Annotated in this window: 19 protein-coding genes and 1 pseudogene; 7 read left to right on the plus strand and 13 right to left on the minus strand. The window is 68.4% G+C overall.

All coding sequences use genetic code 11. The annotated features are described in order from the left end of the window. Positions 1-526: GntR family transcriptional regulator (locus ACFYX0_RS36920; protein WP_388977432.1), on the minus strand; the 526-nt coding region annotated here is incomplete at its 3' end. A gap of 248 nt (positions 527-774) precedes the next feature. On the opposite strand from ACFYX0_RS36920, the gene tpx reads away from it, so the two are divergent. Continuing rightward, positions 775-1,278 (plus strand): thiol peroxidase, encoded by a 504-nt coding sequence (gene tpx / locus ACFYX0_RS36925; protein WP_388977435.1) that lies wholly within the window; start codon positions 775-777, stop codon positions 1,276-1,278. 564 nt (positions 1,279-1,842) lie between these two features. Here the strand turns inward: tpx and ACFYX0_RS36930 are convergent. The 3 genes from ACFYX0_RS36930 to ACFYX0_RS36940 form a co-directional block, all read right to left on the minus strand. Continuing rightward, positions 1,843-2,046, minus strand: coding sequence for a cold-shock protein (locus tag ACFYX0_RS36930; RefSeq protein ID WP_141360305.1), 204 nt, complete (start codon positions 2,044-2,046; stop codon positions 1,843-1,845). Between the two features lie 327 nt (positions 2,047-2,373). Further along, the gene (locus tag ACFYX0_RS36935; protein WP_388977438.1) at positions 2,374-3,147 is read right to left on the minus strand and encodes a hypothetical protein; all 774 of its coding nucleotides are present in this window, start codon (positions 3,145-3,147) and stop codon (positions 2,374-2,376) included. 535 nt (positions 3,148-3,682) lie between these two features. Further along, a complete protein-coding gene (locus tag ACFYX0_RS36940; RefSeq protein WP_388977442.1) occupies positions 3,683-4,249 on the minus strand; it encodes a hypothetical protein in 567 nt (188 codons plus the stop codon). A 44-nt stretch (positions 4,250-4,293) separates the two neighbouring features. On the opposite strand from ACFYX0_RS36940, the gene ACFYX0_RS36945 reads away from it, so the two are divergent. Next, a complete protein-coding gene (locus tag ACFYX0_RS36945; protein WP_388977444.1) occupies positions 4,294-5,466 on the plus strand; it encodes a hypothetical protein in 1,173 nt (390 codons plus the stop codon). A 457-nt stretch (positions 5,467-5,923) separates the two neighbouring features. Further along, entirely contained in the window at positions 5,924-6,145 is a 222-nt protein-coding gene (locus tag ACFYX0_RS36950) for a hypothetical protein (RefSeq protein ID WP_388977447.1), read from the plus strand. A gap of 11 nt (positions 6,146-6,156) precedes the next feature. Here the strand turns inward: ACFYX0_RS36950 and ACFYX0_RS36955 are convergent, their stop codons facing one another. The 6 genes and pseudogenes from ACFYX0_RS36955 to ACFYX0_RS36980 form a co-directional block, all read right to left on the minus strand. Further along, a complete protein-coding gene (locus ACFYX0_RS36955; protein WP_388977450.1) occupies positions 6,157-6,471 on the minus strand; it encodes a calcium-binding protein in 315 nt (104 codons plus the stop codon). Positions 6,472-6,540: 69 nt separating this feature from the next. After that, entirely contained in the window at positions 6,541-6,798 is a 258-nt protein-coding gene (locus ACFYX0_RS36960; protein ID WP_388977453.1) for a helix-turn-helix domain-containing protein, read from the minus strand. Between the two features lie 135 nt (positions 6,799-6,933). Next, on the minus strand, positions 6,934-7,170 hold the full coding sequence (locus tag ACFYX0_RS36965) for a helix-turn-helix domain-containing protein (RefSeq protein WP_388977455.1): 237 nt from the start codon (positions 7,168-7,170) through the stop codon (positions 6,934-6,936). Between the two features lie 11 nt (positions 7,171-7,181). Then, positions 7,182-7,397, minus strand: a complete 216-nt coding sequence (locus ACFYX0_RS36970; protein ID WP_388977458.1) for a helix-turn-helix domain-containing protein — start codon at positions 7,395-7,397, stop codon at positions 7,182-7,184. A gap of 22 nt (positions 7,398-7,419) precedes the next feature. Further along, positions 7,420-8,004, minus strand: a pseudogene (locus ACFYX0_RS36975) (integrase); the annotation flags it as partial. Between the two features lie 34 nt (positions 8,005-8,038). After that, positions 8,039-8,299 carry a hypothetical protein gene (locus ACFYX0_RS36980; protein ID WP_388977461.1) on the minus strand — a complete coding sequence of 87 codons (261 nt, stop codon included), beginning with the start codon at positions 8,297-8,299 and terminating at the stop codon, positions 8,039-8,041. Here ACFYX0_RS36980 and ACFYX0_RS36985 point away from each other — a divergent pair. Next, complete coding sequence (locus ACFYX0_RS36985) at positions 8,285-8,602, plus strand: transposase (RefSeq protein WP_388977464.1); 318 nt, start codon at positions 8,285-8,287, stop codon at positions 8,600-8,602. The genes ACFYX0_RS36980 and ACFYX0_RS36985 overlap by 15 nt on opposite strands. Before the next feature lie 1,059 nt (positions 8,603-9,661). Next, the gene (locus ACFYX0_RS36990) at positions 9,662-10,474 is read left to right on the plus strand and encodes an alpha/beta hydrolase family esterase (RefSeq protein WP_388977467.1); all 813 of its coding nucleotides are present in this window, start codon (positions 9,662-9,664) and stop codon (positions 10,472-10,474) included. A gap of 305 nt (positions 10,475-10,779) precedes the next feature. Here the strand turns inward: ACFYX0_RS36990 and ACFYX0_RS36995 are convergent, their stop codons facing one another. The 3 genes from ACFYX0_RS36995 to ACFYX0_RS37005 form a co-directional block, all read right to left on the minus strand. Beyond that, a complete protein-coding gene (locus ACFYX0_RS36995; protein ID WP_388977470.1) occupies positions 10,780-12,207 on the minus strand; it encodes a M14 family zinc carboxypeptidase in 1,428 nt (475 codons plus the stop codon). Positions 12,208-12,690: 483 nt separating this feature from the next. Next, entirely contained in the window at positions 12,691-13,392 is a 702-nt protein-coding gene (locus tag ACFYX0_RS37000; protein WP_388977473.1) for a metal-dependent hydrolase, read from the minus strand. Positions 13,393-13,456: 64 nt separating this feature from the next. Further along, positions 13,457-13,960: an LURP-one-related family protein gene (locus tag ACFYX0_RS37005; RefSeq protein ID WP_355923792.1), complete on the minus strand. Its 504-nt coding sequence runs from the start codon at positions 13,958-13,960 to the stop codon at positions 13,457-13,459. Between the two features lie 147 nt (positions 13,961-14,107). Between ACFYX0_RS37005 and ACFYX0_RS37010 the strand changes: the two genes are divergently transcribed. Next, positions 14,108-14,266, plus strand: coding sequence for a hypothetical protein (locus tag ACFYX0_RS37010; RefSeq protein WP_388977476.1), 159 nt, complete (start codon positions 14,108-14,110; stop codon positions 14,264-14,266). A 333-nt stretch (positions 14,267-14,599) separates the two neighbouring features. Beyond that, positions 14,600-17,398, plus strand: coding sequence for an N-acetylmuramoyl-L-alanine amidase (locus ACFYX0_RS37015; protein WP_388977478.1), 2,799 nt, complete (start codon positions 14,600-14,602; stop codon positions 17,396-17,398). The last annotated feature ends 484 nt before the right edge of the window (positions 17,399-17,882 follow it).

Consider the following 17,882-nt stretch of genomic DNA (forward strand, 5'->3'; position numbering starts at 1 on the left):
ACACCCCGCGGGCCCGCGCCAGGTAGTCCGCCAGTGCTGTGCGCAGCTCCACCCGGCCGCGGGCGTCGCCGTAGCCAAAGGCGTCGTGTGACGCGGCGGTCAAAGCCCGGCGGGCCGCGGTGAGCCACTGCGAGCGCGGAAAGGTCGCGAGATCCGGTGCGCCAGTCCACAGGCCATACCCGGGACGGGGCTCGTCCGGCCTCGCGCGGGGAGCATCGGGCGCGGCTCTGTGCGGCTCGGCCCGGGTGGCCACCCGGGTCCCGGAGCCCTGCTGGGCGGTGAGCCAGCCCTCGGCGACCAGCTCGGCGTAGGCCTCGACCACGGTGTTACGCGAGAGGCCGAGATCCGCGGCGAGTGAGCGGGAGGCCGGCAGCCGACTGCCGGGCGTCAGACGTCCCGTGCGCACGGCCTCCCTCAAGGCGTCCCTGAGCCCTGCACGCAGCCTGGGTCCGTGCAGCTCCAGATGCAGGTCGGCGCCGAACGCAGGGGGCGGGCCGGCCGCGGAATTGGTAGGGGAACCTGTCATGTAAATGAACCATACTCCCATACCACTGGCTGGCCAGCAGTCCCATTGGGCCGCTCTGCGCGCCTGTGGGGCTCGGAACCTCAAAGCCTTGGCCCCGTACGGGCGCCGTGCTCACTGACGGTTAGCGCCTGCCGGCTTGACTCGGTCATTGAGGCGTCACCGGCCTGGACGTCAGGGCGCAGCCGTGGCCGAGCGTAACGGTAGGATCACGGAGTCCTTGCAAGGCCTCACTCCCAGGAGACGAACCCATGTCTACGAAGGTCAACTTTCAGGGCAACCCGATCGCTGTCGCCGGTGACCTCCCGTCGAAGGGGCAGAAGGCGGAGCCGTTCAAGCTGGTCGCCAAGGATCTGTCGGATGTCTCGCTGGACTATTACGCCGGGAAGCGTAAATTGCTGAACATCTTCCCCAGCTTGGACACCGGCGTCTGCGCGGCGTCCGTACGGAAGTTCAATGAGGTGGCGGGCAGACTCGACAACGCCGTGGTGCTGTGCATCTCCGCAGACCTGCCGTTTGCACAGTCGCGGTTCTGCGGGGCCGATGGCCTGACCAACGTGATCACCCTGTCAACGCTGCGTGGCCGAGAGTTCCTGCGGGACTATGGAGTGGAGATCACTGAGGGTCCGCTGACTGGTCTGGCCGCCAGGGCCGTCGTCGTTTTGGACGACGACGACACGGTGATCTACTCCGAGCTCGTGCCGGAGATCACTAACGAGCCCGACTACGACGCGGCCCTGGCCGTTCTGGGCTGAGGCCGGCGAGCAATGGTCAAGCGTTGTGCGTGAGCTGAGTTCAGCCACGAGCCGGGTCGCAGCATCGGGCGGGCTGCAGGATGTCCCCATCAGCTTGCACTCCGAGATGGTCTTCACCTGCTCCCTGAAGGACAACACCCCCTGAGTCAGTTCTTGACGCCCTCCGCTGGCACATGGGCCTGCGCGCCGACCAGCCGGCACCTGTCGGTACTGATGAGTGCCCGCATCCCCTGCTGACTCCGAATTCGGACAGCAACACACACCTGGCCGGCGGTGAGCTCGCGAGTCTGGTGCACCAGTCCCGCGGCTCTCGCAATGCCTGGGGACTCTTCGTCCGCGTCTTCTGGCCGGACGACATATTGGAGGAGCTCGTAACGGTCCTTGAACTGCTGGCTCCGCACGTCGACGAGCCGGGCTACGGCGGCTACTTCCGTGAGGAAGCCGACGCCTGGCCCTCTGTCTTCATGTTCCGCGAAGGAACGTACGACGTGTCCGGGTCCCCCTTCACCCCGGCAGCAGCGACCCCGGCCGGTAACCATCCGGCCGGGGTCTCTCTACGTGTTGTTACTCGGGGCGGATGTGCTCCGCCTGCGGGCCCTTCTGACCCTGCCCGACGTCGAACGTGACTCGCTGGCCCTCTTCCAGGGAGCGGAAGCCGGAGGCGTCGATGTTCGAGTAGTGAGCGAAGACGTCGGGGCCGCCGCCGTCCTGCTCGATGAATCCGAAGCCCTTTTCAGCGTTGAACCACTTGACGGTACCGCTGGCCATGCCTGTCTCCCCCAAGGAAATTTAGGACCCCGCACCGCGCGGGATCCGGAGGTGATCGCCTTGGTCCGGAGAGGCGCTGAACAGCAAGAACGCCCGAGACATGTGCCACGGGCGAACGGACTTCGGAACCACGACTACTGGCATCGACGCTACACCGGGCCGGGCCACTCGTAACAGGCCTTACGGGATCATGCAGGCGAGTCTCTAGGGCCACGACGACCGCGCAGGTCAGGAGTTGAGCTGTGAGTGGCCCTGCTGGCCGCTACCGGCCGACGTCGCGGCGGCTGCGGACGGCCTTCCACGCCGGCCCAGTGAGATCCATGACCATCATCCCGCCTGTAGCCCCGCGGACGAGGATCCATCCCTTCGCCTTGAGCCCTTTGAGCTGCTGCCGAGTGTCCGGGCCCAGCTCCTCGACGAGGTGCGTCTCCAGCGGTTGCATGCCCGCATCCAGGAGCTTCGCGAGCCGGAAGACGAGCGCTTCCTCCTCAGCGGTGATACGGAATTCCATGCGCTGACGCTACGCCCCTGCCGACCAGGGAGCGCGGCCACCCCTAGGCCGAACACCAATTCGTGATCCTTGCAGCACCTGTTGAGCGACGTTCGTTGTGGTGACGAGCGGGCGGTGCTGCGGCCGGCGAGGCGCTGGTGGAAGATCCAGGTGACGATGGGACCGGTGCAGGGGTCGGGGTCGAGGCGGTGGATGCGCACGCCGCGGCGGGCCAGGGCGCGGTTGGAGTGGGGTCCGGCGTCGATGAGCCGGTAGCCGTAGGGCGGGCGCCCGCCGAGGTAGCGGCCCTGGTCGCGGGCCTGGACGGTCATGGCGGTGTGGGCACGGATGCGCGCGCGAGCGACCTCGCGTTTCGCGAGGATGCCCAGCAGGACCATGAGCTCCTCGTCGCCGAGACTGTGGCTGTCGGCGGCGCCGCCCAGTTCCGGGATCCACGCGATGACGCCGTAGTTCTCGAAGAGCGGGGACATGACGGTGAACTGGTTCCCGTAGAAGGCGCGCTCGCTGGAGCCGACGACGATCGCGTCGAAGTTGCGGTCGGGGTCGGTGAGCGCCGCGAGCAGGGCGCCGGCCTCGGGCGGCGGGCCCACGGCACTGTCCGACTGCGGCCGATGTCGAAGTACTCGGCGGTGATGCGCCCGTACCCGGAGGTGAGCGCCTGCGCACGAAGAAGCTGCCAGGCGCGGGAAGTGGCGGGGTCTTGGTGGTTCTCGGTGGAGACTCGGCCGTAGAAGGCGAAGCGGAGGGCGGTTGGCGCAGGCTTGTCGGTGGCCGCAATGGTCTGCTGGGCAATCCAGTGGTCCGACGGACGTAGGCGGGATTCTCGGCCACGAGAGTGCGGAGCAGGTCAAGGGCCCACGTGACGGTTTCTGGGCTCTCCAGTTCGGAGGCGGTCCTGGCGAGCGGTTGGAACGCGGCGAGGGCCGTGGTGCGCGCGAAGGCGTCCCGGTGCACGGCGAGTGCCTCCTCGTGCCGACCGGCCGAGATGAGGAGGTCGACGAGTTCGTCGTTCAGCTTCGGCAGGTAGGGGTTGCCGGGGTAGGCAGCGACGCCTTGTCGGGCCCAGTCGGTGGTCTCCTCGGGCCGCTTGGCTGCACGCAAGGCACGGACGATCTTCACATATGGTCAGGGCCGGTTCAGGAACTTGGCGAGGACGGCAACGTACTGGTCAGTGTCGCCGGAGACTTCGGCGAGCTGTTCGCGCAGGTGGCGGACGCCGTAGACGGTGCCCCAGCTGTCCTTGAGGGCTACATCCGCAGCGCGGGTATCGACCATGTCCGCCAGGTGCGCCTGTCCGACGTCGCCGAGCGCGGCGGTGAAGACAGCCAGGCGGATGTCAGGCCAGCCGGGGCCGTCGAAGAGGGCCTTGGCGATCCAGTTCGCCAGCGTCTTCGGGTTCTTGGGCGGGGCTGCGGTCAGGGTTCTCGCGTACATGCCGGTCAACTCGCGCAGCACATCCCCGGCCATGCCGGAGGAGTCGTCCATATACATCAGCGCCGTTGTGATTCGCTCGACTGCCTTTCGCAGCTCAGGGGCCACCAGCGCTGCGTGGCCCGCGTCCAGTAGGCGCCCGGCCTCCTCGTGCACCGCCCATGCCGTGTGCACGTACTCCCGGTGACTGGCGTACGGCCCGCGGCGCTTGTCTCGCCGCAGTCCGTCAACCAGCCCGCTCAGCGTCGCCGTCTCGCTCATCCGCCCATCCCAGCACACGTGGGGCGCGGGTAGGCTGCCGAGCCGTGAGCGAGTACCAGTACTACGAGTTCCTTGCCGTCGACCGCCCGCTGAGCGAGGAGGAGCTCAGGCAGGTACGGGCGCTGTCCACCCGCGCCGACATCACCCCGACCCGCTTCGTCAACGAGTACCACTGGGGCGACTTCCGCGGCGATACGACGAAACTGGTGGAGCAGTTCTACGACGCCCACCTGTACTACGCGAACTGGGGCAGCCGCCGCCTCGTCCTGCGCCTGCCCGCCGGCGTGCTCCCGGCCAAGCAGGCCGCCCCGTACGCCATGGAGGAGTCGCTGAGGGTCTGGACCCGCTCCGGGCACGTACTGCTCGACTTCTCCCTGTCTTCGGAGGACGGCGAGGAGTGGGACTTCGAAACGTCCTATGCACTCTCGACGTTCGTGGGGCTGCGCGCCGAGCTCGCAGTTGGCGACCTGCGGCCGCTTTACGTGGCCTGGCTCGCCGGGCTCACCGCCTGGGAACTGGCTGAGGACGACGAGGAGGAATACGCCCTCGAAGTCGAGCCGCCCGTCCCCGCGGGTCTGGCCTCGCTCACCGGCCCCCAGCGGGCCCTCGCCGATTTCCTGTGCGTCGATGCGGACCTGCTGACGGCCGCTGCCGAGAGCAGCGAGTCGGCCACCGCGGACGCCGTGGACCGTGCAGCTCTGGCGGCCTTCATCGCCGCGCTCCCAGCCGCCGAGAAGGATTCCCTGCTGCTCGAGGCGGCGCTCGGTACTGCTCCTCTGCCGGGCCACCGACTCCTGGCCCGCTATCGCGCCACCACCGCCCCCGGCCCCCGTGCCGGAGTCAAGCGGCGCACCTCCGCCCAACTCCTGGACGCCGCCTACCATCACCGCACCGAGCGCCGGCAACGCGAGAAGGTGGCCCGCGTCGCAGCCGAGCAGGCCCGGACGCGCGCCGCTGCCGAGGCCCGTGAGGCGCATTTGGACCGGCTTGCGCGGAACACCGGCAAAGCGTGGCGTGACATCGATGACCTGATCGCCCAGCAGAAGGCCGCCGCCTACGACGCCGCCATCGCACTCCTGCAAGACCTCCGCGACATTCAGGCCCGCACCGGGTGCACCGCCGACTTCGATCGCCGAGTCGGCGAATTGCGAGCCGCCCACCGAAGCAAACCCTCGCTGATGCAGCGCTTCGACAGCATGGCCATTCCCAATCCCTGACCAACCCCGAGGGCCCACCTTCTGCCGGTGCACCTCGGGTCTCCCACCGCGCGCTCAGCGAGCATCCTGCACCGCTGTTCGTTTCCGCCAGGACTGGCGCAGTCTCACGTTGAGCTGTCAGTGAGCAGGTGCCCGGCTCGGTGGGCGAATGCCGGAACCCCGGCTCAAGACAGTCATGGGCGGCTGGCCCTTGCCGGCCGCCATCCGTCGAGCGTCGCCATGACCTCGTCGGGACGCTCCCGTCGAACAGGGCGCACAGGTACGGTTCCGGTGGGGTCACGGCAACAAAAGAGCGGTGGGCCAGCTTGAGGTGGAGCTGGCTCCAGGAGCGCGCGATGGCGGTGTGGTAGATGCCCGCTTCGGTAACGGTTTCGGTGTTCGGCGTTGCGCGTGCCGATAACCTCATCCGCGCAGGTGAGCGCCCTGATCGGGAGTCTCAGCGAGCGCCCTCGTGAGAGTGGAATTGAACGCGTTCAATTCGCTTGCTCCTTCAGACCTGCGTGAGCCAGTCATGAGCGCGCTGAACTGCGCGGATGATTTATCGGCACCCGCAATGCTGGCCACCTCACCGGCACACCTGCAGCGGTACTGGTTGTTCGCCGCGGAGCGGCGGTACGGCCATGCCCGGGCTTGGCTTGCCGATCAGGGCTACCGGCCGTCGCCACCGGGCGACCAGTGACGGGGGCGGCCTCAGGTTCCCCAGTGCCGGTACGCCTCGATCCACTCGGCCCCCTCGGGCGCCGGATCCGGCAACGGAAGGTCGAGGATACCGATCGCCTGCCGGTGCCTGCCTCGCGTACAGACCGCCACGATCTGGCTGCCGGGTAGGAGGTCCGCCTTCTTCACGGTGACCTCGACCCCGAGAACGACCGTCTCGAAGGGGACGGCCAGATGCTCTGCGAGCATCGTGTAGAGGCCGGTGAGCTGCTCCTCGTCGTCGTAGGCGTCCACGGTGGCCTGCGCGACCAGTTCATCCAGTTCCGCGTTACTCAGCTGCCCGTCCACAGGGAGCACCCTACCGGCGGAGCACGCAGCTCCACTCCCTCGGCCCACTGCCGGCCGCTCCGCCCTGGGTCATGACAGCCGTGTTTCCTCTCCTGTGCCGAGGGCGATCGTGCTGCCTGGTAGCGCGCACCGACTCTGCGGCCGCACGGCGGCATGCAGGACGCGGCGGACGGTTGCCGGACTGATTTTGTGCCTGAGGCGCCGCAGTTCGCCGCGCACGCGCCGGAACCCCCACCGGGAGTTCTCGGTGCCGAGTCGGATGATCAGATCCCGCAGTTCGTCGTGTACAGGCGGACGGCCCGGTGAGGGTGGCTGAGGACCAGCCACGTGGAGGTCCGCGAGGTGATCAAGTAGAGCGTTCGTACGAGCACAAGGATCGATGGTGCCCTACTGGCTCCGAGGAGCCTCGTCCCAGCCCACGGGCTGTGCTGTCATTCATTCTGAAGCGGTACGAGCCGCCGATCAGGCGGCGTCAGTGTGCGGGGTGAGCTCGATGGTCAACTCGGCCTCCAAGGCGTCGGCCAGACGTCGTAGCAGAGGGATTGTCGGCACGGTGCCGCCGCCTTCGATCCGGGAGATCTGCGGCTGTTTCATGTCGCACCGCTCAGCCAGCTCGGCCTGGGACAGCCCGAGGGCGGTGCGCCGGTCGTGGACCAGCCGGCCCAGCTGCTTTGCCAGGACGGGTTCCGAGGGCTGCACGGCTGCCTCCGTCAGGCGGCCGGCGGGAGGATGGTCACGGTGGGCTCGGCGCCGGGCTCCAAGTGCATGTCCACGGTGAGGTCCAGGGCGCGGGCCAAGCTCATGATGACCGCGATGGGCGGCAGTTCGGTGCCGGTCTCGATGCTCTCGATCTCGGCCGTGTCGATGTGCATGCGCTCGGCGAGGTCGGCCTCGCTCAGCCCGAGTTGCTTGCGCCGGTCATACACGGCCTGGCCGAGTGTGATGGCCGATGCCGGTGGTGATGACCTTCAGGCCGGCGTCAGCCATGAGGGTGTCGAAGGTGGCGGTGAACTTCGAGTCGCGGTCGCGGATTAAGAATCTGGCCCTGTTGCCGCCGTCCTCCAGGTCCATGAGGAGGTTGCGCCCGAGCTGCACGATCCAGTCCGCGGTCGGGTGTGCGGTGGCACCGGGGATCCGGATGCGCCTCGTGGAGTGCTCGATGGCCGCGAAGACGTACAGGCGTGCTCCGGTCAGGGTGCGGACCTCGAACAGATCGCAGGCGAGCAGCACCTCGGCTTGGCTGCGTAGGAAGGCGGCCCAGGTGGTGCTCTGCCGTTCGGGGGCGGGTGGGATGCCGTGCTCCTTGAGGATTTCCCGGACGGTGGAGGCGGCGACTTTGATGCCCAGGACTGCGAGTTCACCGTGGATCCGGCGATACCCCCATGAGCTGTTTTCGCGGGCGAGGCGCAGGACCAGGGTGTGGATTGACCGGACGGTGGGTGGGCGTCCGTGTCCCCTCGGGACGCAGGTCGCGGCATGGTGGCGCTAGAGCAGGTTGCGGGGCCAGCGCAGGATCGTGTCTGGGCGTATCAAGGGGTGCGAGTGACCTGGCTCGGAGGAGTGCTGGTCATGTGCGGGTGAAGGCCGGCTGCACCAGGTCGGCCACGCGTGTGGAGCGCCCGAGCAGGGCCACCTCGCGGAACTGCCACAGCAGTGCGCCCGTCGGCGCGTGCAGCACCATTCCACGGCGCAGCGGCATCTGCAGCACAGGCCGGCCGTCGCAGTCCGTGCGCCAGCGTGGGATGTCGGGGTCGGTGAGCCTGCGGAGCACGTCGCCGCCGGAGGAGGCGCCTGCCCCCTGCGGTTCCGCTGCGTGGGGTGCGACCACTTCTCCACCGACATCTCCTACCTCCCCGAACTCGGCGCCTACCTCGATGGTCTGCTGCGGCAGCGGGAGAAGCTGCGGTCGACGACTGGTCACCGAGCCGAGGCCGCCCCCTCCGAGGAGGAGATCGCCCGCATCCGGCGGCTGATCCGTCGCGTCACCGAGGGGGTCGACCAACTCACCGACGCCGAACGCGCCGAGATCCAGCAAGCCGCCGCCATGGTCCGCAAGACCCGCCAGGGCTTCCTCGGCATGCCCCGCATCCCCCAGCCCCTGCCCAACCTACGACCGGAGCGACCCGCATGACCCCGACCGACCCCGCGGCCCAGGCGATGCTGGAAGGCCGGCGAGCCGACACCGGCCGTCGCCGCAACCGCGTACTCGCCGCCCTGGCCGAGGCCGCGAAGGACGGGCTCCGAGGTCACCGCCGCGGCGATCATCCGCCGCACCTTTCTCTACCGCCACCGCGACCTCCTCGGCCAGGTCCCCGCCCAGGCAGCCGAGCCCCCCCACGATTCCCGGCGGCCGAGGCCCGGCCGCCAGCCGGGCGTCGCTTCAAGCCGGCCTGGTGGCCGCTGACGCCCGCACCGCCCGCCTCGCCGCACACATCCGGCGTCTCGAAGCCCGCCTCAGCGAGGTCCTGGGCGAGCAGGTCTGGCGCGAGTCCGGCATCGGCGGCCCGACGACACCGAACAGCTCCAAGCCCGGATCACCACCCTCGAACAGCAGGTGGTCGGCCTGGAGCTCAAGCTTTAAGACCGTGGCGACGACCTCGCTGCTGCCCGCGCCGCCAACCGCGAGCTCATGGCCCAGCTCGACCGCGGACGCGACACGCCCACGCATCAGGATGAAAGACCAGTGGCAGGTGCCTTGGGCGAAAGGAGGCCATCGCGCCCCTCTCCTCTCAACAAGGTCGGGGACTGGAAACGGAACCTTCACAGGCCACCGCGCCAGTCCCCGGCCCACCAGGCCGCAGCGACCCTTGACCAGGTCCATCAGGCGGATGTCGACGGGGCCGCATGGCCGAACTGGCGCTGGGCCGTGATTCGCGCTGCCGCTGGACTGGAAGTGATCTCTCGCATGATCGGTGAATCCGCTGAAGGCGAGCGGATGGTGCTGTCGGCAGCCCCGCCCCGGGAGTGGAGCGAGCCGCGGTGGCGCCATGGAACAGCAATGACGTATTGACCAATCGACAGACGGAGGGGCCGACCTATGCGGCGAATCGTTTCCCTTACGATGTTCCTCGCTCTCGCCATTTGCGGCACGGCCGCCTGGGCGCCACTACCGACATCAGCCGCCGAGCACGTGACCGCCTCCGCCTCGTCGGGCTGCCACCACCGGCCACCAGTCCGCCCGGGTGAGACTGTGGCGCAGACGCTCACGTCCGGCGGGCAGCAGCGCAGCTACCTCGTCCACGTCCCCGCCGACTACCAGGACGCCGAACACACACCGCTGATCCTGGCCTTCCACGGCGCCGGCGAGAGCGACGCCCAGATCGAGTCGTACAGCAATCTGTCGACCTTGGACGCCATTGTCCTCTACCCCGAGGGAACCACGGGCACCAACGGCGACGCGTCCTGGGAAGGCGCGCCCTACTCGTCAGGCGCTGACGACGTGCGGTTCACCCAGGACCTGCTCGACCGCACTCAGGCGCAGTTCTGCGTCGCCCCGGACCGGGTCTATGCGACCGGCAAGTCGAACGGCGGCGGCTTCACCGCCCTGCTCGCCTGCCAACTTCCCCGCCGTATCGCCGCGTTCGCTCCCGTCGCCGGCGCCTACTACCCGCAGACCATGCGAGGCTGCAGGCACAGCCCACCTGTACCGATGCTGGAGTTTCACGGCACTGACGACCCTGTCATCCACTATGACGGCGGAACCAGCCACGGCGAGAACTACCCCTCGATCCCCCGATGGCTGAACACCTGGATCAAAAAGGACCGTTGTGCGGCACACAGCCGCCATGCCATTGGCTCGGACGTGGTCAAGTTCGACTGGTCGCGGTGCGCTCGCGGCACCGAAGTCACCCACTACCGAATCATCGGTGGCGGCCATACATGGCCCGGAGCAGTGAAGCCCAGCGGACCGGGGGCCACCACACGGACGATCTCAGCGACCGCGATCATGTGGGAATTCTTCATCCACCACCCGCTGAACCGGTCAACTCGCCGAGGCTGGTGACGAGCCGACCGAACGAAGGTCTACCCCGCCGACCACCGCAGACGGCGGCCACCGGCACGGCCGCCCATCCGGGCAGGCTGCTAATGCTGCAACCGCACTCGATGATTCGCCGCAGGTCGAGCAGAGTGCCCCATCCTCACGAGGATGACACGCCATCAGTTCTGTGCGCCGCTGACCTGCTGGTTCGCTGACCCTACTGAGACAGGGACGCGGCCCGTGGCCGCTCGGTGGTGAATGCAGGTGTGTCCCTCCCGCCGCAAGGAGGGAGGGACACACCCGGTGTGTACCGCCGCCGGAGCGGGGCGTCAGCGGTGTGCGGCGGACGTGGAGGTGTAGGGGGCCGCGGCGTGCTGGGCGGCGTAGAGGAGGGCAGGTTCGATCTTCGGCCAGAAGTAGCTGTCCTGGCAGGAGTACGGGGGCGTGAAGCCGTCGCAGCCCACGCCGTCGCTGTCGCCGATCTCGATGGTGAAGCTGGCCAGACCGAGCTTGTCGTAAGTCCAGTCGTCGGTTCCGCCGGAGGCGTTGTAGAGGATCTCGCCTGCCTGGCCGTACTGGTAGCCGGTCTGTGAGGCCATGTGGGCGGCCAGCGCGCGCAGGGCGGTGTCGTTGCCGGTGTGCACGGTGGCGTCGTACTCCCAGGGGAAGAGCACCATACTGGCGTCGCTGTGCATGGTGATCATCATGCCCCTGGCGGTCGACGGCGCGGGGTCGGTGTCGCCGGTGCCGGTGCGTACCGCGGGGAACAGTTCGCGGAAGAGGTTCTCCAGAGCGGTGTTCTCCACCTCGGAGTCGCCCGAGGGACCGCCGTAGGTCTGGTCGCAGGACGCGTCGGAGGTGCCGGAGGTGCCCCAGTGGGTGCCGGCGTTGCGGTTGAGGTCGACGCCGATCTGGCTGTAGGCGCTCACCCCGCACTGGGAGCCGTGCGCGGCGTCGGCGTTCTTGCGCTGCAGGACGGGGTTGTCGCCGCCTGCCGCGACCATGTCGACGCCGTCGGGGTTGGCGTCGGGCACCACCCACATCTCGGTGGTGTCCATCAGCCGGGTGATCGCCGAGTCCTTGCCGTAGCCGCTGGTCAGCGCGTCGATCCAGCGCCACGACATCTCACCGGTCGTCAGTTCGCGGGCGTGGATCTGACTCATCAGGAAGAACCGTGGCTTGGTCGAGTTCGGGTTGAGGGCGCAGTCGCCCGCCTGGATCTTGGTGATGCATATCGCCTTGAGGTCGCGGCCGCCCTGCCCTTGCTGTTTGAGCCATGACTGGCCGTACGTCACCACCTTGGCGAGAGCGGGGTGTTGGGCCGCAGTGTCGTCCATGTGGGAGTGCTGAGCGGTGACCGTGTGGTAACCGCCGTCGTAGGTGTCCCCCACGGCGTGGGGCGCCGCGGCGGAGGAGGGGATCGCCTCGGTCAGTGTGGTGACGACGGCGGGGCTGAAGCCGAGCCGTCGCAGTCCGGTCGCGGTCGACGTGTCGCCGGAGACGAACAGGTTGTTGCCCTGCCGCTTCTCCAGCAGGTCGTATCCGGAGTCGATGAGGAGCTCGGCGTCGGTGCGCGGATGGCGGGTGGGCACGCGGTAGATGACGACCGTACGGTACCCATCGTGGGCGCGGCCGGAGGCGGTGGCGCGGCCCGCTACGGCGCCCATGTCGGTGCTGGCATGCGCCAGTTGTGGCAGCAGGGCGGCGGCGACTATGACGGTACCGGCGGTCAGACCCGCCAGGCGTTTGTGTGCCATGGAGGTGACCCTTCGTGGGGGATGGTCCCTCTCAATATGGCATGTCCATGATATGAGCGGTACGGGTTGCGCGGTATGAGCAGGTCCTTCTGGCCGCCGGCTCGGACCGTCGCGATGGTCTTCGGCAGCGGAGATCCTGTCCGACCGGCCCTGACCCCGCCCGCATCCGTCTTGCGATCCCGGACGACGAGATCATGCCGACGCACCGTCTCGCGCAACCGGCGGTGGGCCGGGTCGGGTGGTTGGTGACCGAGCCCTTCCGTCCGGGCCATGACGACCGGCCCGGTTCGGCTCGTCACGTGCGACCGGGGCCAGGCCATGCGGGCGGAGTCGGAAGGCCTGTGGGACCTGAAGTCGTGCGCCGACGCGGGCAGCGGCGAAGAGCCGAAGCGATCCCGGCGGACGGAGGGGAGCGTGACCAGGCCGCGGACGCCGGGCTCGCCGTGCCGGGAGATCATCGGCCGCCGTCGCCGGGGGCCTGCCTCAGTGAAGGGGATGTGGCGCCAGCACGGTCAGCCGCAGCAGGGCGATGGTCCCGGCGCCCATCAGTGGGGTGAGTATCTCGGTCTCCAGTTTGTTGCCGCTGCTCTTGATCAGCACGATTTCGTACCGGGTCTTCAGCGGCCACAGCCAGGGTGTGCCCTGTTTGGTGATGGAGTCGCCCAGCAGGTGGGTCAGGCAGCCCAGGCCGATCGCGTAGGGGAGCCAACCGGGCGCGGAGGGAATGAATTTGGCGATGGCTGCGGAGCCGAGCCCGGCCATGGCAACGATGGTGCCCCACGCGTGGAAGCCGTGTCCCGGCGGGCAGAGGTTGAGTGCCCGCACGGCCATCGCCAGCAGGAAGAAGCTCATGCCGAGAGTGAACGGCCTGCCCAGGTAGGTGATTCCGGCCCAGCTGCCCACGGCCATCAGGACGACGAAGAACAGCGAGTGCGTGGCATGGCGGTGGCCGCCGGAGATCCAAGCAACGAAGCGGCACAGTAGGCGGGAGATGGGGCCGAGGAAGTGCGCGATGGTTCCGTCATGGTGATCCAGGTCGGGCAGCAGCGCGGCACCCGCGCACAGCACCGTGCCCATGAGGATCTCCCGCGGTGCGAGGTGTGTGTGCAAGAGCAGCGGCGGCAGGAACGGTGCGCTGCCCGCGAACAGCAGCGCACCGCTCACGGCATGCGAATGGCCCATCATGGTGAGGTTGTTCTCCCCCGATCCGATGCCACCGAGACGGTGGCAACGTCGATGTGTCTGTGTGTCAGAGGTTGGTGAGCTGCTCGCCCTTGCGATCCTCGAGGATGTGGTCCACGCACACCGCCAGGATGATCAGCAGCAGGGCATCCGGCTCACTCATCACGTCGACCGCGTAGGCGTCACGGATGCTGAACCAGCGGCGCGAGATGCGCGCCAGTGTGGCGTCGCCGTCCGCGATGTCGAACTCGCGGTCCCAGAAGTTCCCGGCTATGCGCAGCCGCCGCCCGTCCCGCAGGCGCACCTTGAAGCGGTCCCCGAAGATCCGGATGACTCGCTTGCTGATCCAGCCCACCACGTCGCCGTTCTGCCTGATGAGGATGGTGTGGTGGAGGGTGAGGGCCTTCTTGACGATGCTGGCGACCTGGTTGCCCTCGGTGTCCACGAAGTTGAACGTGGTGCGCAGCCGCAGAAATTTACGGTCGACCTTGAGCAGCTTCTGCCGGTGCTCGGTCTCGACCCAGGCTTCCTCGTGGAACGCCAGCATGCGGTCGCGTACCAGGTAGCGCATGGGAAACCCCTTCCAGATCCGGAGATGGGCAGAACCCTTCGCTGAGATGATAGTTGCGCGGTTGCGCAAGGCAGCAGCCTCACCCGCGAGTGAATCGGCGACGCATGAATGAACGCCAGGCATCGGCACCACCACAGGGGGCGAGCCGTGACCGTGCTGCTCGGGTTGTTGCTCGGGCTGGCACTGGCGCTGGCACTGGCAGTGGCTCCGGCCTCCGCTCAAAGCCGCGGCCAGACGATGCACGCCGACCGCCTGGCCGCGGCGGCCGGCAGCCCGGCCGCTCCGTCCCGCCCATGTCCGGCATGACGTTCACCGCTCGCCCCCACCACGCCGCGTGGTGCGGTCGCGGGGCGGTGCTGTTGCCACCCAAGGAGAAGTGAACGGATAGATTCCGGTTAGAAAGATCGCTTGAACTCCGCCAGGGCGCAGCTCTATCCGCAGCCGTGACCTGCATGTTCATCGAAACTGAACCGCACCGACGATCGGGAGACATGGCGTATCCATCTCCCAGGCATCGAGGCCAGCTGCTAGCGTCCGGACGCCGCCCCCCTCGGTTGGCCGAAACGTGGCCATAAACAGGATGAGACGATCTTTGAATCGCAAGCAGCGAAAACACCGCCGGTCAGGGGTGAGGCGGGATTGGCGGTCGGGGGCGTGCTCGCGCTGGTCGCGGCGGGAATCGCCGCTGTGGCGCAGGCTAGCCAGTCGGACGGTTCGCACCCGACGGCGGTCGCTCCCACCGCCCTGCAGGACGAATTCGCCTCTGCCGCCCGGGAGTTCCGGGTGCCGCAGAGCGTGCTGATGGCGGTGGCGTACCAGGAGAGCCGCTGGGACACCCACGCGGGCCGACCGAGCATGACCGGCAACTACAACGTGATGGGCCTCACGCAGGTGACCTCGACGGAGGTGCACAAGCCGTCCGTGAGCGAGCGCACGCGGGAGTTGAACCTGCGGGGTGAGGGCCGCCCGGGATCCTTTCATCCCTCGAAGCACGTGCTTGCCGACGTGGGCGCCGTGCGGACCGGCGTACTCGCACTGCACACGCTGGACCAGGCGGCGAAGCTCATCGGCGCACCCGCGACGTCGCTGCGGAGCGACATGAGTCAGAGCGTGCGCGGCGGCGCGGCGCTGCTGGCCGAGTACGAGCGCGCCGCGACCGGCGGGCTGCCGGCCGATCCCGCGCGGTGGTACGCGGCGGTGGAACGGTACAGCCAGTCGCCGGACAGCCGGGGCGCGGCGCAGTTCGCGCAGCGCGTCTACACCCACATCCGTTCGGGGATCAGCCGTGTGACCGCCGACGGCCAGCAGGTGACGCTCAACCCGCGGGCCGGGCTGAAGCCGCAGACGAGCACGGCTGCCTACTCGACCACCGGCAGCACGCACACTGGCTACGCCACCGCGACGGACGCGAACTACACCAACGCCACGACGGCCACGGCGACCAGTAGCCCGGCCCCGGAGTGCCCGTCCGGTCTGGCGTGCAACTTCGTACCTGCCGCGTACCAGCAGACGAGTTCCACGGACACGACGCAGTACGGCAACTACGACGTCGCCGACCGGCCCTCGGACGGCGACGCGATCAAGTACATCGTCATCCACGACACCGAGAGCGATTACGCCTCGGGAGTCGGCCAGTTCCAGGACCCGACCGCCGGCGCCAGCGCCCACTACGTGATCCGCTCCTCCGACGGGCTGGTCACGCAGATGGTGCCCAATGCCGACGTCGCCTGGCATGCGGGCAACTGGTACATGAACCAGCACGCCGTGGGCATCGAACACGAGGGCTACGCGCTCCAGGGCGCGAGCTGGTACACCGAGTCGGAGTACGAGTCGTCCGCCGCGCTGGTGAAGTACCTCGCGGGCAAGTACGGCATCCCGCTCGACCGCGAGCACATCATCGGCCACGACGACGTCACCGGCCCGCTCGACGCGTACGTCTCCGGCATGCACTGGGACCCGGGCACGTACTGGGACTGGAACCATTACATGTCCCTCCTCGGCGCGCCGGCGAACAGCAACCCGGCCGGCTCGCCGCTCGTCGCCGGCGAAATCGTACGGATCGCACCGCCGTTCACCACGTCTTACGAACCGCCCGTCAACGGCCAGTCGGCGCAGCCAGCCAACTTCGCCTACTTGCGCACCTCGCCATCCAGCAGTGCATCGCTGATCACGAACCCGTACTTCTCCTCCGGATCGACCGACGCCTCCGACTGGAGCGACAAGGCGATCGCCGGCGAGGACTTCGTGGTGGCCGCACAGCAGGACGACTGGACCGCGATCTGGTACGACGGCATGGAGGCGTGGTTCGACAACCCGCACGGCTCGTACACCGTTCCGGTCTCCGACGCCTCCGCGTTCACGGTGGTCACCGCCCGCGACGGGGTCGACTCCATCCCGGTATACGGTCGCGCCTACCCTGAGGCGAGCGCGTACCCCAGCGACCTCACCCCGCAGCCGGTGACGCCGCTCACCAAGTACTCGATCCCCTCCGGGCAGTCGTACGTCGCCATCGCGAAGGAGACGTCGGACTACTACCGCTCGACAACGTACGACGGCAGCGCCCCGCACGACCGGACGGTGATCACCGGCACCACCACCTACTACCCGATCCGCTACAACCACCGCTTGGCATACCTGAGTTCGGCGGATGTGAAGGTGGTCTCCGCAGTGCCAGGGCCGGCCGCCTCGACACGGCAGGACCTCATCGCCCGCGACACCTCGGGCAACCTGTGGCAGTACCAGGGCACGGGCGTGGCGTCGTCGCCGTTCCTGTCGCGGTACGAGATCGGCTACGGGTGGGGCGGCTACAACGCCATGACGCCGATGTCGGTCTTCCACGCCGACGGCACGGGCGACATGGTCACCCGCGACGGCTCGGGCAACCTCTGGTACTACCAGGGCAGCGCCAACCCGTCGGCACCCTTCAAGGCGCGTGTGAAGGCCGGCTACGGCTGGGGCGGCTACACCATGCTCGGCATGGGAGACCTGACCGGTGACGGTAAGCCGGACCTGCTGGCCCGCGACTCCTCCGGGAACCTGTACGTCTACCCCGGCACCGGCAGCACCACCTCGCCCTTCGGACCGCGCATCAAGGCCGGCTACGGCTGGGGCGCCTACACCATGGTCAACTGCGGCGACCTCACGGCTGACGGCAAGCCGGACCTGCTAGCCCGCGACTCCTCCGGCAACCTGTACGTCTACCCCGGCACCGGCAGCACCACCTCGCCCTTCGGACCGCGCACGAAGGTCGGCTCCGGCTGGGGCGGCTACACCTTGGTCGGCCCCGGGGACGTGAACGGTGACGACAAGCCGGACCTCGTCGCCCGCGACTCCTCCGGGAACGTGTACCTCTACCCGGGCACCGGCAGCACGACATCGCCGTACGGCTCACGGAGCAGTATCGGTACGGGTTGGGACATCTACAACACCATCGTCTGACCCGGTAGACCGCCGGCCTGCCGGCCCCCGCCCGAACCGTGTGGTACGCCTCCGGATCGGGCCAGGGCCGGTCGTGTGCGCCGGACCGGTGGGCGTCGGGCGTCAGTACACAGGGCCGCGGGCAGCCGCGGCCCTGTCCGCGTTCGCAAGCGCACGCAACGAGATCCGTGCCAGATAGACGGGAACCCGGGTCGGGGTCAGCTATGGATTTCTGGGTCATCGCCGCCGCTTGCAGCGCCGGTTCCTGCGTGTGCCTGGTGCGGAACCTCTGCTTCGAAGGCCAGCCGGTGGGAGGGGACGGACTGGGCCGGGCACCCTTGGGGTGCCCGGCCCAGTTAATAGAGCTGGAATCGTTGGCGTTGCCTGCGCTGTCGGACGGGGAGACGAAGGTGGAGTTGGCGGTGAGGGAGTTGAGGTTGGCCCCGGCGGAGATGGTGAAGCTCGTCGGGTGTCGACGGCCGGGCCGCTTGTGGCGGCGTAGCCA

Origin of the sequence: Streptomyces sp. NPDC002573 (genome assembly GCF_042889625.1) — a bacterium.
Taxonomy (GTDB): Bacteria; Actinomycetota; Actinomycetes; order Streptomycetales; family Streptomycetaceae; genus Streptomyces; species Streptomyces gibsoniae.